Annotated in this window: 14 protein-coding genes; 10 read left to right on the top strand and 4 right to left on the bottom strand. The window is 68.5% G+C overall.

Annotated features, from left to right (window positions below):
• The first annotated feature begins 226 nt into the window (after window positions 1–226).
• Window positions 227–1,723, top strand: coding sequence for a SulP family inorganic anion transporter (locus O7614_RS21440; RefSeq protein WP_278140269.1), 1,497 nt, complete (start codon window positions 227–229; stop codon window positions 1,721–1,723).
• Window positions 1,723–2,136 carry a MerR family transcriptional regulator gene (locus O7614_RS21435; RefSeq protein ID WP_278140268.1) on the top strand — a complete coding sequence of 138 codons (414 nt, stop codon included), beginning with the start codon at window positions 1,723–1,725 and terminating at the stop codon, window positions 2,134–2,136. The genes O7614_RS21440 and O7614_RS21435 overlap by 1 nt, the downstream gene beginning before the upstream one ends.
• Window positions 2,137–2,326: 190 nt before the next feature.
• On the opposite strand, the gene O7614_RS21430 is transcribed toward O7614_RS21435, so the two are convergent.
• A complete protein-coding gene (locus O7614_RS21430; RefSeq protein ID WP_278140267.1) occupies window positions 2,327–2,944 on the bottom strand; it encodes a hypothetical protein in 618 nt (205 codons plus the stop codon).
• A 242-nt stretch (window positions 2,945–3,186) separates the two neighbouring features.
• Between O7614_RS21430 and O7614_RS21425 the strand changes: the two genes are divergently transcribed.
• Genes O7614_RS21425 through O7614_RS21395 form a run of 7 tightly spaced genes read left to right on the top strand, consistent with a single transcriptional unit; the run spans window position 3,187 to window position 10,316 of the window.
• Window positions 3,187–4,449 (top strand): efflux RND transporter periplasmic adaptor subunit, encoded by a 1,263-nt coding sequence (locus O7614_RS21425; protein ID WP_278140266.1) that lies wholly within the window; start codon window positions 3,187–3,189, stop codon window positions 4,447–4,449.
• Window positions 4,450–4,478: 29 nt separating this feature from the next.
• On the top strand, window positions 4,479–5,183 hold the full coding sequence (locus tag O7614_RS21420) for a response regulator transcription factor (RefSeq protein ID WP_278140265.1): 705 nt from the start codon (window positions 4,479–4,481) through the stop codon (window positions 5,181–5,183).
• 2 nt (window positions 5,184–5,185) lie between these two features.
• Window positions 5,186–6,673, top strand: a complete 1,488-nt coding sequence (locus tag O7614_RS21415; RefSeq protein WP_278140264.1) for a HAMP domain-containing sensor histidine kinase — start codon at window positions 5,186–5,188, stop codon at window positions 6,671–6,673.
• Between the two features lie 41 nt (window positions 6,674–6,714).
• Window positions 6,715–7,947: an HlyD family efflux transporter periplasmic adaptor subunit gene (locus O7614_RS21410; RefSeq protein WP_278140263.1), complete on the top strand. Its 1,233-nt coding sequence runs from the start codon at window positions 6,715–6,717 to the stop codon at window positions 7,945–7,947.
• A complete protein-coding gene (locus tag O7614_RS21405) occupies window positions 7,944–8,639 on the top strand; it encodes an ABC transporter ATP-binding protein (RefSeq protein WP_278140262.1) in 696 nt (231 codons plus the stop codon). The genes O7614_RS21410 and O7614_RS21405 overlap by 4 nt, the downstream gene beginning before the upstream one ends.
• On the top strand, window positions 8,636–9,826 hold the full coding sequence (locus tag O7614_RS21400; protein ID WP_278140261.1) for an ABC transporter permease: 1,191 nt from the start codon (window positions 8,636–8,638) through the stop codon (window positions 9,824–9,826). Before O7614_RS21405 ends, O7614_RS21400 begins: the two co-directional genes overlap by 4 nt.
• A 13-nt stretch (window positions 9,827–9,839) precedes the next feature.
• Window positions 9,840–10,316, top strand: coding sequence for a hypothetical protein (locus O7614_RS21395; RefSeq protein ID WP_278140260.1), 477 nt, complete (start codon window positions 9,840–9,842; stop codon window positions 10,314–10,316).
• Window positions 10,317–10,568: 252 nt separating this feature from the next.
• Here O7614_RS21395 and O7614_RS21390 read toward each other — a convergent pair whose 3' ends face one another.
• On the bottom strand, window positions 10,569–11,954 hold the full coding sequence (locus O7614_RS21390; RefSeq protein WP_278140259.1) for a PHB depolymerase family esterase: 1,386 nt from the start codon (window positions 11,952–11,954) through the stop codon (window positions 10,569–10,571).
• 404 nt (window positions 11,955–12,358) lie between these two features.
• Between O7614_RS21390 and O7614_RS21385 the strand changes: the two genes are divergently transcribed.
• A complete protein-coding gene (locus tag O7614_RS21385) occupies window positions 12,359–13,360 on the top strand; it encodes a PaaX family transcriptional regulator C-terminal domain-containing protein (protein ID WP_278140258.1) in 1,002 nt (333 codons plus the stop codon).
• A gap of 209 nt (window positions 13,361–13,569) precedes the next feature.
• On the opposite strand, the gene O7614_RS21380 is transcribed toward O7614_RS21385, so the two are convergent.
• Together O7614_RS21380 and O7614_RS21375 are read right to left on the bottom strand one after the other, a co-directional pair.
• Window positions 13,570–14,970: a ricin-type beta-trefoil lectin domain protein gene (locus O7614_RS21380; protein WP_278140257.1), complete on the bottom strand. Its 1,401-nt coding sequence runs from the start codon at window positions 14,968–14,970 to the stop codon at window positions 13,570–13,572.
• A gap of 86 nt (window positions 14,971–15,056) precedes the next feature.
• Window positions 15,057–17,423, bottom strand: a complete 2,367-nt coding sequence (locus tag O7614_RS21375; protein WP_278142322.1) for a non-reducing end alpha-L-arabinofuranosidase family hydrolase — start codon at window positions 17,421–17,423, stop codon at window positions 15,057–15,059.
• Window positions 17,424–18,094: the final 671 nt, after the last annotated feature.

Below are 18,094 nucleotides of genomic sequence, written 5' to 3'. Positions count from 1 at the left end.
CGTGGTCGCCAGGTCGGGTCAACTCTCCTCTCACCGAAGAGTAGGGTCGGGTGCGTTGCCGAGATGTGGCGTCGTCCGCCCCTCGGCGACGACAACCTTCGTCAGAGAAGGCGCTTCAGCGCCAGGCGACGGCTACTGCCGCATCCGGCCGGTAGCACAGCAGCGCGCCCAGCCGGCGTTGCCGGTGTACGCCTCAGCGCGTGCACGTCGAGTCGAAATGAGAGTTATGTCATCGCAGTTGGTACGGGCGCCCCGATGGTCGCGCCCGCAGTGGTTGGCCTCGCCCCGCGTGTTGCGCACCGAGGTTCTGGCCGGACTCGTCGTCGCGCTGGCGCTGATCCCCGAGGCGATCTCGTTCTCGATCCTCGCTGGGGTGGACCCGAAGGTGGGCCTGTTCGCCTCCTTCACGATGGCGGTCACCATCGCCTTCACCGGCGGCCGACCCGCCATGATCTCTGCCGCAACCGGGGCCATCGCGCTGGTCGTGGCGCCTCTGGTGCGCGAACACGGGCTGGGCTTCCTGGTCGCCGCAGTCATCCTCGGTGGGGTCTTCCAGGTTGTCCTGGCGCTGGTCGGGGTGGCGAAGCTGATGCGGTTCATCCCGCGCAGCGTGATGGTGGGCTTCGTCAACGCCCTGGCCATCCTCATCTTCACCGCCCAGGTGCCACACCTGCTCGGCGTGCCCTGGCTGGTGTACCCCCTGGTGGCGATGGCGCTGGCCATCATGGTGTTCCTGCCCAGGGTCACCACCGCTGTGCCGGCTCCGCTGATCGCCATCGTCCTGCTGACCGCGCTCGTTGTCGTCGTACACCTGAACGTGCCCAACGTGGGCGATGAAGGCACCCTGCCCGACAGCCTGCCGATCCTCGGCCTGCCAGACGTGCCGTTCACACTCGACACGCTGCGCACCATCGCCCCCTACGCCCTGGCCATCGCCCTGGTCGGGTTGATGGAATCGCTGATGACCGCCAAGCTCGTCGACGACATCACCGACACCCGCTCCGACAAGACCCGCGAGTCCTGGGGACAGGGCGTGGCCAACATCGTCACCGGCTTCTTCGGCGGGATGGGTGGCTGCGCCATGATCGGCCAGACAATGATCAACGTGAAGGCGTCCAACGCCCGTACCCGGTTGTCCACCTTCCTGGCCGGGGTGTTCCTGCTCATCCTCATCGTGGCCCTGGGCGACGTGGTCGCACTGATCCCGATGGCCGCGTTGGTCGCCGTCATGGTCATCGTGTCGGTGGGAACCTTCGACTGGCACAGCATCGCCCCCGCCACCCTCAAGCGGATGCCGCCCGGCGAGATCATCGTCATGGTGGTCACCGTCGCCGCCACCTTGGCCACGCACAACCTTGCTGTCGGTGTCGTGCTCGGCGTCCTCACCGCGATGGTCGTGTTTGCCCGCAGGGTCGCGCACTTCGCGCAGGTCACCAGCGTCCTGGACCCCGAAGGGACCACCCGGATCTACCGCGTGCACGGCGAACTCTTCTTCGCCTCCAGTAACGACCTGGTCTACCAGTTCGACTACGCGCACGACCCAGACCACGTGGTGATCGACATGAGTGCCGCGCACATCTGGGACGCGTCGTCGGTCGCCGCCCTGGACGCCATCACCACCAAATACGAGACCCGTGGCAAGCGGGTGGACATCGTCGGGCTGAACGCCGCCAGCGCGCAGTTCCACGAGAACCTCGCCGGCAAGCTCAAGGTCGGCCACTGATGGACGCCGGGCACACTGAGGCGATGACCGCAGGGCGCATGCAGATCGGCGAAGCCGCCGAACGGGTCGGGCTGAGCATCCGCACCATCCGTCACTACGAGGACGCCGGCCTCGTCGTCCCGTCGGCGCGCAGTGAGGGAGGGTTTCGGCTCTACACCGAACCGGACCTCGATCGTCTCCGCGTCGTCAAGCGGATGAAGCCGCTCGGGTTCACCCTCGAAGAGATGCGCGACCTGCTGACCATCCTCGACGCACTTGGCGCCGCCGAGGGAGAGGACCGCGCCGCCCTGCAGGACCGTCTCGCGATGTTCCATGGTGCTGCGCAGAACCGCGTCGAAGCCCTGCGCGAGCAGCTTGTCACCGCCGAAGGCTTCGCCCAGCAGATCCAGGACCACATCCGCCAACACGGCTGACTTCGACCACGTCACTGCACGTGGTTCACAACCTGTTCGTCTGGACGAGCAGGTCCCGCCTCGAGTCGGGGTTGCGGGCGCAGCGACGGGCGCTGGCCTCCCGGTCGCATCCGACCCTCACGAAGGTGACCGCCGGTCACCGCCGGCCGCGCCGCGCCCCCGGCCCGAGCCAGCGTGAGGATGTGCTCGCCTAGTGCGTGGCGGTGGCGGTGGGGCGGAGCACCTTGCACGCCTGCATGGCCTCGGCGACCTTGGGATCGGCCGTAGCCGGGTTGGCCCGCAGGTCGACACCGCGGTCGGCAAGGCAGTTGCGGTAGGCGGCATCGGCCTCGCGGTTGCCGCCCCGGGGTCCGTTGCCTCCCGGGCCACCGGAGGGCCGCTGTGACGCACATGCCCCCTGTGCCTTCTGCCAGGTCGCGTCGTCGACCCCTTGCGGGCGGAAGCCATCCATCCGCCCACCGCCCGGCCCACCAGGTGGAAACGCGGTCGGCCGCCCGGAGGGGAACGCGGTCGGCCGGCCGGAGGGGAACGCGGTCGGCCGGCCGGAGGGGAACGCGGTCGGCCGGCCGGAGGGGAACGCGGTCGGCCGGCCCGAGGGCACGGCGGTCGGGATGTCGATGCCCTGGCCGCGTAGGCAGTCGAGGTATGCCGACATCCCCTCCGGCGCGCCGGAGGAGGTCTGCCCGGGATCGCTGGACCCACCCTCACCACCCGAGCCGCAACCGGCCACCATGAGCAGCGTCGCCGATCCGGCGGCGAACGCCAGGGTCCATCGCCTGCGGGGAGACTGTCGCGTGCGCAGAGACACAGATCCTCCATCCTCGTCGTGCCGCCGGGTCGGTGAACGTGCCGCGGCACACCGGCCCATGCAACCGCCACCACCTCCGCGTCAGGTCAGGTGAAGCTCAAAGAACCCTTCGAATCGACTCTGAGGGAACTCCGAGGTACGGCTCAGCGATCTGCGAGGTGAGCCACCGATACTCGCCGCTTATGGGCTTCCTCCGAAGAAGATGGCGTGGCTACGCCAGGCTCACTGTGTGCGGCCTCGCCGTGCTGGTCGTGCTCGGCGTCGCGGCGGTGGTGTGGACGTCGCACCGGGGAGGGCCGGCACGCTCCGGCGACACCAGCACCGCGCGCGTCGACCGGGGCGAGGTCATCACGGCGGTCGCGACGACCGGATCGCTTGAGCCGGCGCAGACCCGCACGCTCGGCTTTGCCACCAACGGCACGGTGACGGCGGTCAACGTACGCGCCGGTGACCTGGTGAAGACCGGTCAGGTGCTCGCCGAGATCGACGCCACCGACGCCAAGGAGCGGGTGGCCGACGCGCGGCAGGCGCTGGAGGACGCGGAGGAGGCGCTCGACGAGGCCGGGAAGACGAGCGACGCGGGGCCGGCCACCTGCCCCGTCGCCGCCGCCCGCGTCGGGCAGATCGTCCCGGTTGCACTACTCGCGGGTGGCGGCGCGACGCCGTCGCCTCCCACGACCCCGTCGCCTTCGGTGACGCCGTCGGTGGCACCGAGCGGCCAACCGTCGCCCTCGCCGACCCGATCGGTCCAGCCGACCGCGAGCCAGCCGCCGGGCTCCGGCAGCGGCCAGAAACCGGGCGGTGGTCAGGCGCCCGGTGGTCAGGCGCCCGGTGGTCAGGCGCCCGGCGGCGGTCGGGTGGCCGGGTGCTCCGGTCAGCGGGCTGCAGATCCTGTGCTCGTCGCGCAGCAGCGGGTGACCAGTGCCGAGGTCGCGTTGGCTGACGCCGAGGATCACCTTGCCGGCACCACGATCAAGGCGCCGATCGGCGGAAAGGTGCTCACGGTGGCCGGCGCGGTGGGTGCCGACGTCCGCACCGGCGGCGCGTTCGTCACCCTGGCCGACGTGGCGGGCATGCAGGTGGCGGCTGATGTGCCGGAGGCCTACGCGGGTCGCCTGGAGATGGGCCAGAACGCTACGGTCACGCTCGCCAATCGGCCGAACGAGGAGTTCGCCGCCCGCGTCGTGCGGGTCGACCCGGTCGGTGCCGTCGACGGGAACCTGGTGCGGTACGGCATAGTACTCGCCTTCGAGGAGGTCCCGGCGGAACTCCTGGTGGGCCAGAGCGCAAACGTCCGGGTGCGGACCGGTGAGGTCGCCGACGTGCTGCGGGCACCGTCGGCGGCGGTGCGTGCCGATGGCACCGTCGTGGTCAGGACGACCACTGGTGACCAGGCCCGCGCCGTCGGCGTCGGGCTACGCGGCGACCAGTACACGGAGATCACCAGCGGACTCATCGAAGGCGACGAGATCGTCACAGCCGGCGCAAAGGCTGGTCCTAGCTGACTCCGAGGTAGCTCCGATAGAAGAATGACGTGGCTGGACGGTTGACCCGAGTGCTCGTCGTCGACGACGAACCCAATATCTGTGCCCTGCTGTCGGCGACGCTGCGGCTCATCGAGTTCGACGTGCGTGTCGCCAGCGGCGGGCACGAGGCGTTGGCAGCCGCGGTCGAGTTCGAACCCGATCTCGTGGTGCTCGACGTGATGATGCCCGACCTTGACGGCTTGCAGGTGGCACAGCGCCTGCGGTCCGGGCCGGGGCCGCACGTGCCGGTGCTGTTCCTGACCGCGCGCGACGCGGTCGAAGACCGCATCTCCGGCCTGACCGTCGGCGCCGACGACTACGTCACCAAGCCGTTCAGTCTGGAGGAGGTCGTCCTCCGCATCCGGGCGATCCTGCGGCGCAGCCGCATCGATCCAGACGACACCACCACCATCCTGCGCTACGCCGACGTCGAACTCGACGAGGAGGCGCATGAGGTACGTCGCGGTGGCCGACTGGTCGACCTGTCGCCAACCGAGTTCAACCTGCTGCGCTATCTGCTGGTCAATGCGGGCCGAGTGGTGAGCAAGGCGCAGATCCTGGACCGGGTCTGGAACTACGACTTCGGCGGCGACGGTCGGATCGTCGAGTCGTACGTCTACTACCTCCGGAAAAAGATCGACTGCTGGGAGCCGCCGTTGATCCACACGGTCCGTGGAGTGGGTTACGCGCTGCGTCGGCCCCCGGACGAATGAGAATGCCCAGGTGGCGGCACTGGACGCTGCGGTCCCGCCTCGTCGTCGCCGTGGCCACGCTGAGCGCGGTCGCCCTGGTCGTGTCCAACGCGGCCGGCATCGTGCTGCTGCGTCAGTACCTCACCGACCAGATCGACAACCAGCTCGCCGGGATGCGCCACATCGCGGCCCGCCCGTTGCCGCCCGACCAGGCAGACAATCGGTTCCCCCGCGGCCGCTTCGACCTGTACCGCACCGTTCTGTTCTTCGACCCCGACGGCCGCCAGTTGCCGTCCCCGTCACCTGATGAGATCTCACCACCCCGGGTGGGGTCGATCGCCGCACTGCGTGACAGGGCCGGCGACGGGCCGTACACAGTGGAATCGGTCGATGGTGGGGACCGCTGGCGGGTCAGCGTGCTCACCCAGCCCGACGGCGGTCTGGCCGTCGCCGCCATCTCGCTTCGCCAGGTCGAGGCCACGGCCGACCTGCTGCTCGCCATCGACGTGGTCGTGATGATCGTCGTGTTGTTCCTGCTCGCGCTGGTCGCCGCAGCGGTGGTCCGGATCGGCCTGCGCCCGCTGATCAGGATGGAGAGCACCTCCACCGCGATCACCGCGGGCGACCTGACCCACCGGGTGGACGACGCCGACCCGCACACCGAGTCGGGCCGACTGGGCATCGCGCTCAACTCGATGCTCGACCGGATCGAATCGGAGGTCGCCGCCAGGACCGCATCCGAGCAGCGGCTCCGGCAGTTCGTCGCGGACGCCTCGCACGAACTGCGCACTCCGCTCACATCGATCCGCGGCTTCGCCGAGCTGTATCGGCGCGGCGGCGCCCCGCCCGGGCGGCTGCTGGACGAGACGATGTCCCGCATCGAGGCGGAGGCCGCCCGGATGGGGCTGTTGGTCGAAGACCTGCTGCTGCTGGCCCGGCTGGACCGCCAGCGGGAGCCGCAGCGACGCCCGGTCGACCTGCTGGCGATCGCCGCCGACACGATCCGCGACGCGCACGCCCGCCGCCCCGACCGCCCGGTCCAGCTGGCCACCTTCGGCGGCGACCAGTGCGCCTTCGACCCGGTGACGGTGCTCGGGGACGAGCACGGGCTCCGCCAGGTCGCGACGAACCTGGTCGCCAACGCGTTGCAGCACACGCCGCCGAACGCCACGATCACCGTCCGGGTCGGTCGGCTGGCGACGTACCGGCCCCGCCGGCACCTCGCCGCCGTGGTCGGCGACGAGCCGCCACGCCGTACGCCGATCGCGGTTCTCGAGGTCGCCGACGATGGCCCGGGCCTACCCGCGCAGCACGCCGGGCGCGTCTTCGAGCGGCTCTACCGGGCCGATCCGAGCCGAGCGCGCAGCCATGGCGGCTCCGGGCTCGGCCTGTCGATCGTCGCGGCGATCGTGGGCGGCCACGGCGGCCGAGTCGAACTGAAGACGAGCCCGGACCAGGGAGCTGCTTTCCGGGTGCTGCTGCCGACCGGTTCCCAGTCAGCTTTGAGCTAGCGCGGGGCTTGCTCCGAGCCGCCTCCGGCAAGCTGTCGCGCATGCGCCACACCCTCCCGAGACCGGGTAGGCCGTCGTTCTCGCGACTGCGAACATCGCCAGCCCTGCTCGTCAACCTCGTCCTCGCCCTGGCGGTGGCCGGCGCGGCCACCTGGGCGTACACGTCATTGAGCACCGCGGCGGCCGCCGAGCCGGGCTCCGGTGGCAGCCGCACCATCGCCGCAGCCCAGGGCACGGTCACCGCGACGGTCTCCTCTTCGGGCACCGTGCGCAGCTCCTCGACGGCGAGCGCCACGTTCGGCACCTCCGGCGCCGTCACCGCGATCCGGGTGCAGGTCGGCGACAAGGTGACCAAGGGGCAGGTCCTGGCGACAGTCGACGACAAGGCCGCGCGGCGGCAGCTCACCGCCGCCCGGAGCAACCTCGACGCCGCCGAGGCCGCACTTGGCCGAGCACAGGACGCCGGCGGCGACACCTCCGAGGCGGAGGCCCAGGTGGACCAGGCCGAGCTCGACGTCGACGAGGCCGAGGACGCCGTTGCCGGCACGACCCTCAAGGCACCGATGGCCGGAACGGTGACCGCCGTCAACGGCACGGTCGGCGGGTCGGCCTCCGGGTCCGCCAGCAGCGGTGGCAACGCTTCGAGCGGCGGCGGCAACGCGCCGGGCGGCGCCTCCAACGGCGGCGACACCGGGAGCGGATCGTCGTCGGCGAGCTTCATCGAGATCGCGGACCTGAGCCGGCTGGAGGTTTCCGCCTCGGTTGCCGAGGCGGATGCCACGAAGCTCAAGGCCGGCCAGACCGGCACCGTCACCTGGAACGCACTAGCCGGCGCGCGGTCGGCGGCCAAGCTCGCCGCCATCGACCCCAACGCGACGACGGAGAACAACGTCGTGACCTACGGGGTCACGTTCACGCTCGACGACCTGCCCGAGGGAGTACGCGCCGGCCAGAGCGTCAACGTGTCGGTGACTGTCGGCAAGGTGGACGAGGTCGTCTACGTCAACTCGGCGGCCGTCACCAGCGCGGGCAACCGCCACACCGTCACCGTGCTGGACAACGGCCAACGTGTCGTCCGCGCGGTGGAGGTCGGCCTCAAGGGCGACAACACGACCGAGATCAAGTCTGGGCTCGCTGTCGGAGAGCAGGTGCTGATCACCATGCCGAGCGACTCCAACCAGGGGACGCGGCCCGGAGGCGGTTTCCCCGGCGGAGGGGCAGGCCCCGGCGGTGGCGGGTTCCCCGGCGGCGGCCGGCCCGGAGGTGGCCGATGACCGTCCTCGACGTACGCGCCGTCACCAAGGTGTACGGCCAGGACGCCGCCACCGTCCATGCGCTGCGCGGAGTGTCGTTGACCGTCGCGCGGGGCGAGTACCTGGCGATCATGGGTTCGTCCGGCTCCGGCAAGTCCACCCTGATGAACATCCTGGGCTGCCTGGACATCCCGAGCGCAGGTCAGTACCTGCTCGACGGCGTCGACGTCAGCCGACTCAACGACCGCCAACTCGCTCTGGTGCGCAACCGCCGGATCGGCTTCGTCTTCCAGTCGTTCAACCTGATCCCCCGGACGTCCGCAGTGGCCAACGTCGAACTTCCACTGGCGTACGCCGGCGTCAAGGCGGCCGAGCGTCGTCGACGGGCACGGTACGCGCTGGACATGGTCGGCCTCGGTCAGCGCGGCGACCACGAGCCCAACCAGCTCTCCGGTGGCCAGCAGCAGCGCGTAGCGGTGGCCCGGGCGCTGGTCACCGAGCCCGCGCTGGTGCTGGCCGACGAACCGACCGGCAACCTCGACAGCCGGTCGACCGAAGACATCCTCGGTATCTTCGACGACCTCCATGCCGCTGGCCGCACCATCCTGCTGATCACCCACGAGGAGGACGTCGCCGCCCGCGCGAGCCGCCTGATCCGGCTTGTCGACGGCCAGATCGTCACCGACGTACGGCAGCAGCGGGTGCCGGCATGAGCGCCTTCGAGGTGTTGCGTTTCGCCGTACGCGGGATCGGTGCCAACAAGCTCCGCTCCAGCCTCACCATGCTCGGCATCCTGATCGGCGTCGCGGCCGTGATCCTGCTGGTCGCCGTGGGCAACGGCTCCGCCCGACAGGTCGCCGAGCGGATCGAGGCACTGGGCACCAAGACCCTGACCGTGCAGGGCGTCGGCGGCAGCGGGGTCCTCACCCCGGCGCTGGCCGAGGCGCTGAACGACCCGGTTCTCGCCCCCGACGTCGCGTCGGTGTCGCCCGTCGCCAGCACCCAGGCGACCCTGACCTACCAGGGCGCCGACCACTCGGTGCAACAACTCGTCGGCAGTTCCCCGAGCTACTTCACCGCTTCGAACTCGCCGGTCGGCGCCGGCGCGGCGTTCACCGCCGACGACGTCGCGCAGGGGCGTCCGGTCCTGGTGATCGGGCGGACCGTCGCCGACGAGTTGTTTCCCGGCGTCGAGGCCGTCGGAAAAGAGATCACCGTCAACGGCGCGCTGTTCACCGTCATCGGTGTGCTGGGCGAGAAGAGCAGCGCCTCCGGCTTCATGGACGCCAACGACGTCGCGATCGCACCACTCACCGCGGTCCAGCAGGCACTCACCGGATACGGGCCGCTCACCTCGATCGTGGTCGAGGCCCGGACCCCGGAAAAGGTGACCGACGCGCAGTCACAGGTCTCCCTGATCCTGTCCCAACGAATCCAGCCGCCTGCCGCCTCGAATCCCCAGCCCTACCGCATCCAGAACGCCTCGCAGCTTCTGCAGACGCAGAGCGAGACAGCCGACACGTTCACCACACTCCTCGGTGCGGTCGCCGGTATCAGCCTGCTGGTGGGTGGTATCGGCATCACCAACATCATGCTCGTCACGGTCACCGAACGCACTCGGGAGATCGGTATCCGTAAGGCTCTCGGCGCACCGCGCCGGGTGATCCTCACGCAGTTCCTGGCCGAGGCCACGATGTTGAGCCTGCTGGGCGGCGGACTCGGCGTCGCGACCGCGTTCATCGGCGGCAACTTCACCATCGTCGGCGTACGGCCGGTCATCGTGCCCAGTTCGGTCGCCCTCGCCCTGTGCGTGTCGGTCGCGATCGGGCTCTTCTTCGGCAGCGTGCCCGCCCACCGGGCAGCCGGCCTGCGCCCCATCGACGCCCTCCGCTACGAGTAACCGGGAGATCGTTATGACGGCATCCACACTGGACGCGGACTTGGCCGCCGCGGCTGACCGCCGCTGGTGGAACAGGACGACGATCGTCCTCGCTGTGGCGCTCCTCCTCGCCGGCGGCTTCGTGGCGGGAATCGAGGTGCAGAGGAAGTTCGGCGCACAGCCCGCCGCCGCAGGGCCGGGCGGGTTCCGGGGCCAGGGCGGCCTCACCCCACCGACGGCCCTGCCTGGTGGTGGCTCGATCGGCGGCGGCACCCAGGGCAGACCACAGCGCGCCAACACCACCACCGGCACTGTGAAGCTCGTCGACGGCGCCACTGTCTATCTCCAGACGGAGTCCGGGGAGGTGGTCACGATCCGCACGAACGGCGACACGTCCGTACAGGTCCCCGGCCAGTTGAAGAGCTTCAAGGCCGGCGACAAGGTCAGCGTGGCCGGCGACACCGACGCGAACGGTTCGGTAACCGCGTCGTCGGTCACGAAGACCGACTGAGGCGACGGCGTCAGGTCAGCGCCGGACAAGCAGGCCGTGGCAGCGTCCGCGGTGGTCCACGGCGGCACCGTTCGGGCAGCTCAGAGCATGGTGTACGCCACGCTTTCCTGCCGATGACAGGGGTGGTTGAGCCGAGCGGGTGGGCTCGGCGTGATGCCGAGCCCGCCCTTTTCCGTCCGGTTTTGTTCGGGTGGTGGTTTTGGCTCGTGTGGTGGTTTTGGCTCGTGTGGTGGTGTGTGGAGCGGGTGGTGGTCAGCGGGTGAGGGCGGCGAGCCGGAATTGTTGGTTGGTTTGTCCGTGGCAGTCGTAGAGCTGGATTTGGGCGCCGTTGGTGGTGCTCCAGACGTCTAGGCATCGTCCGGATTGGACGTTGGTGATGGTGCCGTTGGTGTTGATGTTCCATTGTTGGTTGGTTTGGTTGTGGCAGTTGTAGATTTGGACTGCTGTGCCGTTGCTGGTGCCTGCCGCGTCGAGGCACATGGTGCCGTAGACCTGGAGTTGTTTGCCTGAGGTGTAGGTCCAGGCCTGGTTGGGTTGTTTGTTGCAGTCGTAGAGCTGGACGCGGGTGCCGTTGTTGCGTGAGGCGTTGGGTACGTCGATGCAGCGGCCGGATTGGGTGCCGATGATTTCGCTGGCGGAGCCGGGTGGGACGGTGGGCGTCGGGGTGGGGGTGGGCGGGTCGGTGGGGGTCGGCGTCGAGGTGGGCGGCGCCGTGCGGTCCAGGCCGAAGAACTGGATGGCGACGCGCGCCATGCCGCTGGACGGCAGGCTGTGCCCGGCGCCCTGGATGGCGTACGCCTCGACCTGGGTGCCGAAGCGGCGGCGGTTCCAGTTGGGCTGCGGGGTGTCGGTTGACGTCGGACTCTGGCTCAGCCCGTGTACGTTGGTCCACTGCTCCACCGACTCCTGTAGTAGCGAGTAGGGCACGAGGGTGTCGTTGGTGCCGTGCCAGAGCTGGATCGGCGGGCGCGGGCCGGTGTAGCCGGGATACGCCGCTCGCACCAGGTCGCCCCATTGCTGCGGGGTCCGGTTCATGCTGCCGTTGGTGCACGACCCGCCAGGTGGGTAGGCGGCGGCGTTCGCGAAGCAGTTGAAGGGCACGCCCATGAACGACGCGCCCGCTTTGAATAGGTCGGGGTAGACCGCCAGCATGTGCTGGGTCATCATCCCGCCGGACGAACTGCCGGTGGCGTACACCCGGTTGATGTCACCGGCGTACTGCTGCCGGGCGTAGTTCACCATCGACTCGATGGAGACCGGGTCGCTGCCGCCGCCACGGCGCTTGGACGCGTCCGACCAGGTGTCGAAGCACTTGCCGAACCCGGCCTCCTGCATGGCGCTCGGGTAGATGACGATGAAGCCGTACTGGTTCGCCAGCGAGGCGAACTCGCTGCCCGAGTAGAAGCCCGGGCCGGAGCCGCCGCAGCCATGCATGGCGACCACGATCGCCGGGTTGGCCGGACGGACGTCCGGCACATAGATGTGCATCCGCATTCCACCCGGGTTGCTGCCGAAGTTGGTCACCTCGGTCAACGAGGCCGCAGCGGCCGGTCTCGTCAGACTGGGTATCACCAGTGCCAGGCCAGCCGCCGCGAGGAACACGGCGAATCCGACCAGCAGCCGTCGATAGAGTTTCACGCTCTTCACTCCCTTGACGCTTGATTGGACGCGGTGAGTCGTGCCAGCGGAGTCACCGGCGGCGGTACATCACCGTGTGTGGACGCGACGCGCCGGGCCCGCCTCACCGTCAACCTGTCCTTGGTGAAGTCGGCCGAGGCTGGTTCATGCCGGTCGGCTCGCCAGGTGACCTCCGCCCGGGGAGGTCGATCAGCTGCCCGCTGGCTTGGCTAGCTCCCGCAAGGCCAGACGCATTACAAAAATTGTCTCCCTGGTCGGTAAAACTGTCAATCGATGATTCGCTATGGCTGCGACGAGGTGAGCGGACGTCAGCTCCGTATGACGGGGGGCGGACGAACCTGGCCGGCCACCTGCCACAATCGGATCTACCAAGCGGTCTTCCTCGATCTGCGCCGGAGCGTCGTGTGGTCAGCCCCTTCAACATCGACGAGATTTTCCCGGACAGCGCAGACGGCTCCACCCAACTGCCCCGTAGACAGTCAGGCAGCTCGCCCCAGGGCTTGGCCGTGACGCTGCTGGCCGACTACACCATTCAGGGCCGGACCTGGCTACCCTCCGCCGCTCTCGTGGCGTTGCTCGCCGAGTCGGGCGTCAACACGGCCGGGGCACGGACGGCCATCAGCCGGTTGGCTCGCCGGGGAGTGCTTGAGATCAGCAGACAGGGACGTCACAGCTTCTACCGCTTGACCCAGCCCGCCGCCGACAACCTCGCCAGGGGTGCACGTCGGATCGCGGCCTTCGTCGGACAGGCCGAGTCGTGGGACGGCTGGTGGACGTTGGTCGCCTTCTCCCTACCGCAGGAGGCGAGCGCCGAACGACGGGCTCTCCGCGGACAGCTTCGATGGCTCGGGTACGCGCCCCTGTACGACGGACTGTGGGTATCACCGCACAATCTCGGCCGCACGCCCAGAGCGAAGCTTCCCGCGATCGCGCTCGGCGCCACGACGGTGTTCCGCGCACGGCACGTGGAGATCGAGGCGGTGACCAATCGGGTACCGATCGACGCCTGGGACACCGCCGCGGTCGTTCGTCAGTACGACTCCTTCGTCAAGCGCTGGGAGGCCATGTTGCCGGGTGTCCGGTCAGGAGACGTCACGGCAGCGGCGGCGGTACGGGCGCGCACCGAGGTGATGGATGCCTATCGGCGTTTCCCCATCGTGGATCCGCTGCTGCCGATCAAGATGATGCCTGCGGGATGGCCCAGGAGGGACGCGCGGGCGGTGTTCGTCGCGGTGTACGACGGTCTCGCCGAGCCTGCGGAGGAGCACGTGCGTGCCGTAGCTCACCGGTACGCCACCGGACCGCAACCCGACATCCGGGCACACCGCGTCGACCAGCTTGGCGATCTCCGCGCCGATCGCGGCACCCCGCACCTTGCTGCGGCGTTGGAGGAGATGAATCAATAGGGTGACCGGCTCGCGCGGATCGGCCGACGGCGAGGCCAGTATGAAATCGACCGCTCCGACGAGGTCGGAAGCTGCCCGATGCCGACCGTGCGGTGCGGTGTCTGGGTGACGCGGGTGGGCTCGGCGTGATGCCGAGCCCGCCCTTTTCCGTCCGGTTTTGTTCAGGTGGTCGTTTTGGCTCGTGTGGTGGTGTGTGGAGGGGGTGGTGGTCAGCGGGTGAGGGCGGCGAGCCGGAATTGTTGGTTGGTTTGTCCGTGGCAGTCGTAGAGCTGGATTTGGGCGCCGTTGGTGGTGCTCCAGACGTCTAGGCATCGTCCGGATTGGACGTTGGTGATGGTGCCGTTGGTGTTGATGTTCCATTGTTGGTTGGTTTGGTTGTGGCAGTTGTAGATCTGGACTGCCGTGCCGTTGCTGGTGCCTGCCGCGTCGAGGCACATGGTGCCGTAGACCTGGAGTTGTTTGCCTGAGGTGTAGGTCCAGGCCTGGTTGGTTTGTTTGTTGCAGTCGTAGAGCTGGACGCGGGTGCCGTTGTTACGTGAGGCGTTGGGTACGTCGATGCAGCGGCCGGATTGGGTGCCGATGATTTCGCTGGCGGAGCCGGGTGGGACGGTGGGCGTCGGGGTGGGGGTGGGCGGGTCGGTGGGGGTCGGCGTCGAGGTGGGCGGTGTCGACGGCAGCAACGGGCAGGTGCTGCGGTAGGTGACCACGCCACTGGAGTCCAGCAGTGGGCAGAGGAACTGGCTGTACCGGGCGTCGTTGTCGACGAACATCTTGACGAACGGCAGCATGGTCCGGACCATCACGGGGTTCGAGCGCCCGACCATGAAACCATGATCGGCACCGGCGACCTCCAGGTATACGCTCTCCGTCGTGGCCGGGAGGCTGTTGTACAGACCGGTGGCGTAGGACGGGGTGACCACCGTGTCCGCCTGCCCAGAGAAGATCATCGTCGGTACCCGGTCGTTGGCCAGGTTCGACGACGGCGAGTACGGCGCGATGCCGACCACTGCCTTCAACGACGAGCGCCGGGTGGCTGCGCTCAGCGCGCCGCCGCCGCCCATGGAGTGACCGGCGACCGCCAGCCGGGTGGGGTCGACCCGGTCGCGTACCGGGCTCTGCTGGGTGAGGTAGTCCAGCGCGGCGAGCAACTGGGTGCCCCGGGCCGTGTCGAAGTCGTTGCGGCTGTTGGTCTCGATGCCGATCACGACGAAGCCGTGGGAGGCCAGCCACGGCCCCATCCAGGCCAGTTCGGCGGAGAACAACGCGGTGTAACCGGGCGAGATCGCGATGGCACCGAAGGTGCCCTGGCTGGTGTCGGTCGGGTAGTAGATCCTGCCGCCGTTGAACCCGTACCCGGTCGGGACGCTGACCGACGTGTTGGCGAAGGGGCCGTTCACGGCGGTGACGCTGCTCTGCGTGGGGTCCGGTCCCCGCTGGTACGGGTTGTCGGCGGCCGACGCCGACCCGGTCGTCAGGGTGATGGTGAGCAGTCCGACTGCGGCTGCCATCGCGGCTGCGGCGATCTTCAACAGTCGTCCTCGGAAGCCGGGTGGCACCCGGTCAGCATGGGTGGTTCCCGCGGGCGGGGGGTGGTTGGCGTCTTCTCGCACTGTCGGTACCTCCTGGTGGTGGTGGAGCGGGGGCGGGCGGGTTCGGTGGTGTGCCGAACCTGCCCGCCCCCGGCGTTGTCCGATCGTCAGCGTTGCAACGTCAGCAGACCCGGCCGGTACGGCAGGAGGCCGTAGTCACCGCCGGAGCTGGGAGAACGCCCCTGGTAGAGCAGTTGCAGGTTGCAGGCGTCGACGGTCATGGTCTGATCGGCGTTGCTGCGGATCAGCTCGCCGTGACTGATGTCGTTGGTCCAGGTGGCACCACTGTTGGCCTTGCCGGCGAACGGGTTGCTCTCGGACGTGGCCTGCGGCGTCCACGTACCACCCAGGCTGGTGGCCGTGAACGACCGGAAGTAGCGCCCGTTCGCACCGATCGCCTCGACGAGCATGAGGTAACGGTTCTGCCCCTGGAGCTTGTAGACCTGCACTCCTTCGAACAGGTTGTTCGTCGAGTCGGTCATGATCGTCGTGTAGTTCGAGCCGAAGCTGCCCGGGAAGTTGCCGATGGGCATGCTGGCCCGGTAGATCCTGCCGTTGTCCCCGGCGAAGAACAGGTACATGTTCTGGTCGTCGCCGATGAGCGCCTGGTCGATCGGGCCGGTGTTGGAGTTGGAGATGCTCCCGGTGAACAGCGTCTGCGCCGCCGACCAACTGTTCACGTTGGTCGGGTCGGTGGACGTGCGGTAGGAGAACGCCGGCCCACCCCACTGATAGGCCAGGACCCAGACGTTGCGCGGCGCGAAGTAGAACAACGACGGCGCCACCGCCGCGAACGGCATCTGATTCTGCGACGCCGACCCCATCTGGTTCCAGTTCGAGAAGAGACCGAAGTTCATCGAGCCCCACGTCGTTCCCGTGTCGTGCGTTGTCGCGTAGACCAACTGCTGGCCGTTGTACGGCGCATGCGTGAAGTCCTTCAGCGACACCCATCCCGACCTCGGCTGCGCCAGCGCGCCCGTCGACGACCAGCGGTACGACGACGGCAGATCACAGGTACCGCCGGGCGGCGGCGTCGTCGGCGGCGGCGTCGTCGGCGTCGGCGTGGGTGTCTGGGTGGGACCGCCGAGGGAGGCGAGCCGGAATTGCTGGTTGGTTTGTCCGTGGCAGTCGTAGAGCTGGATCTGGGCACCGTTGGCGGTGCTCCAGACGTCCAGGCATCGTCCGGACTGCACGCCGCTGATGGTGCCGTTGGAGTTGACGTTCCACTGTTGGTTGGTCTGGCTGTGGCAGCTGTAGATCTGGACTGCCGCGCCGTTGCCGGAGCCTGCCGCGTCGAGGCACATGGTGCCGTACACCTGGAGTTGTTTGCCTGAGGTGTAGGTCCAGGCCTGGTTGGTCTGCTTGTTGCAGTCGTAGAGCTGCACCCGGGTGCCGTTGGTGGTAGCGGCATTGGGCACGTCGATGCACCGGCCGGATTGCGTGCCGACGATCTCGCTGGCGGAGCCCCCCGGTGGGACGGTGGGGGTGGGACCCGGCGTGGTGGGCGTGGGAGTGGGAGTGGGGCCGGGGCCGGCGCTGTTCAGCGCCTCCAGGGTGGCCGTGTACGCGGCCTTCTTGTTGCCGTTGCACTCGAAGAGCAGCGGAGTGCCACCGGAGCGCCACGAGTCGCAGTCGCGCACCCCCCACACGGTGACCCCGTTGCAGCGGGCCACGGCAAGGCAGTCGTTGACCACGTTGCGGTAGGTGTTGGCCTGCGTCGTGCCGGATCCCTCGATGTCCAACTCGGTGATCTGCACGTCCACCCCGAGGGCGGCGAAGCTGGACAGCGTGGTGCGGTAGTTGCTGTTGTACGGCGAGTTGGCGTTGAAGTGCGACTGGAACCCGACGCAGTCGATCGGCACGCCACGAGACTTGAAGTCGCGCACCATGTTGTAAACGGCCTGCGTCTTGGCCCAGGTCCAGTTGTCGGTGTTGTAGTCGTTGTAGCAGAGCTTCGCGTTCGGGTCCGCCGCGTCGGCGGCGCGGAACGCGGCCTCGATCCAGTCGTTACCGGTGCGCTGGAGGTTCGAGTTGCGACGGGCCCCGCTGTTGCCGTCCTCGAACGCCTCGTTCACCACGTCCCATGAGTCGATCTTGCCGCGGTAGTAGCTGGCCACCCGGGTGACGTGGTTCAGCATCGCGTTGCGCAGCGTGGTGCCCTCCATGCTCTGCATCCAGCCCGGCTGCTGCGAGTACCAGGCCAAGGTGTGGCCCCGGACCTTCCAACCCCGGGAGATGGCGTGATTCACGATCCGGTCGGCGTTGCCGAAGGTGAAGTTGTTCTGCTGCGGCTCGGTCGCGTCGATCTTCATTTCGTTCTCGGGAGTGACGCTGTTGAACTCGCGGTTCAGGATCGTCGTGTAGGCGCTGTCGCCGAGCTTGTTGGCGGCGACGGCAGCACCGAAGTACCGGCCAGATTGGGCTGCGGCGGCGCCGAGGGTGGTCTCGGCGGCCTGGGCGAGATTGGGCAGCAGTGACACGACGAGGGCCAGAATTATCGCGGCCGTTCCGGAAAATGTGAGTGTTCGTAGTCGGCTGCGCCCGACGGGACGGGTCCGGGAAGCCATGCTGATCCTCCAGTGGTGGGATAGGAAGTTCCTGTCGCTGTTCCAGTGGGAGGCTCCGCTCGAATGGCGGTGGCCATGATGGTCGGTCCGCTCGAGCAGGCCGGGACCGACGTCAGGCGTACGCTCCGGACGCGAGCCGGTTCGGGCCGCCTGACCAGCGGGCGAAGTGGTGCGAGGAGTGGGTCCGGTCGCCAGTCGGGGAGTGGTCGCGGGTGTTGGGCTCGTCGGTGGTGGACGTGGTCGACCGGCAGGTGGTTGGGCCCGACGGTCGCGTGAGGCGCCTCCCGTCTTGAAGTGATCTTGTTAACGTTCACAGCGATCGATGGCTCCCAGGTTGACAGAAAGTTCCAGGATTCTCAACCGGTAGTTTCGGGGCTGTTACGGATCAGAATTGCCGGGGTCGCGCCTTCGGCCAATCGAGATCAACTGACTGCGCGGTAGGGCTCGCGAAAGCCGGCAGCACGCCGGTCGAGTTGCCAAGTTCGATGGCTTGCCAGGTGTTAGCGGTAACAGCTACCGTCGGCCGCAGAAGCGAAGGGCACGCTTCCACGCTTCACTCGACTCGCGCTGACCGCCGA

It is taken from the genome of Micromonospora sp. WMMD961, from assembly GCF_029626145.1.
In the GTDB taxonomy this organism is placed as follows: domain Bacteria; phylum Actinomycetota; class Actinomycetes; order Mycobacteriales; family Micromonosporaceae; genus Micromonospora.
Note: the sequence above shows the minus strand (reverse complement) of the source record. Positions and strands in the feature narration are given on the sequence as shown.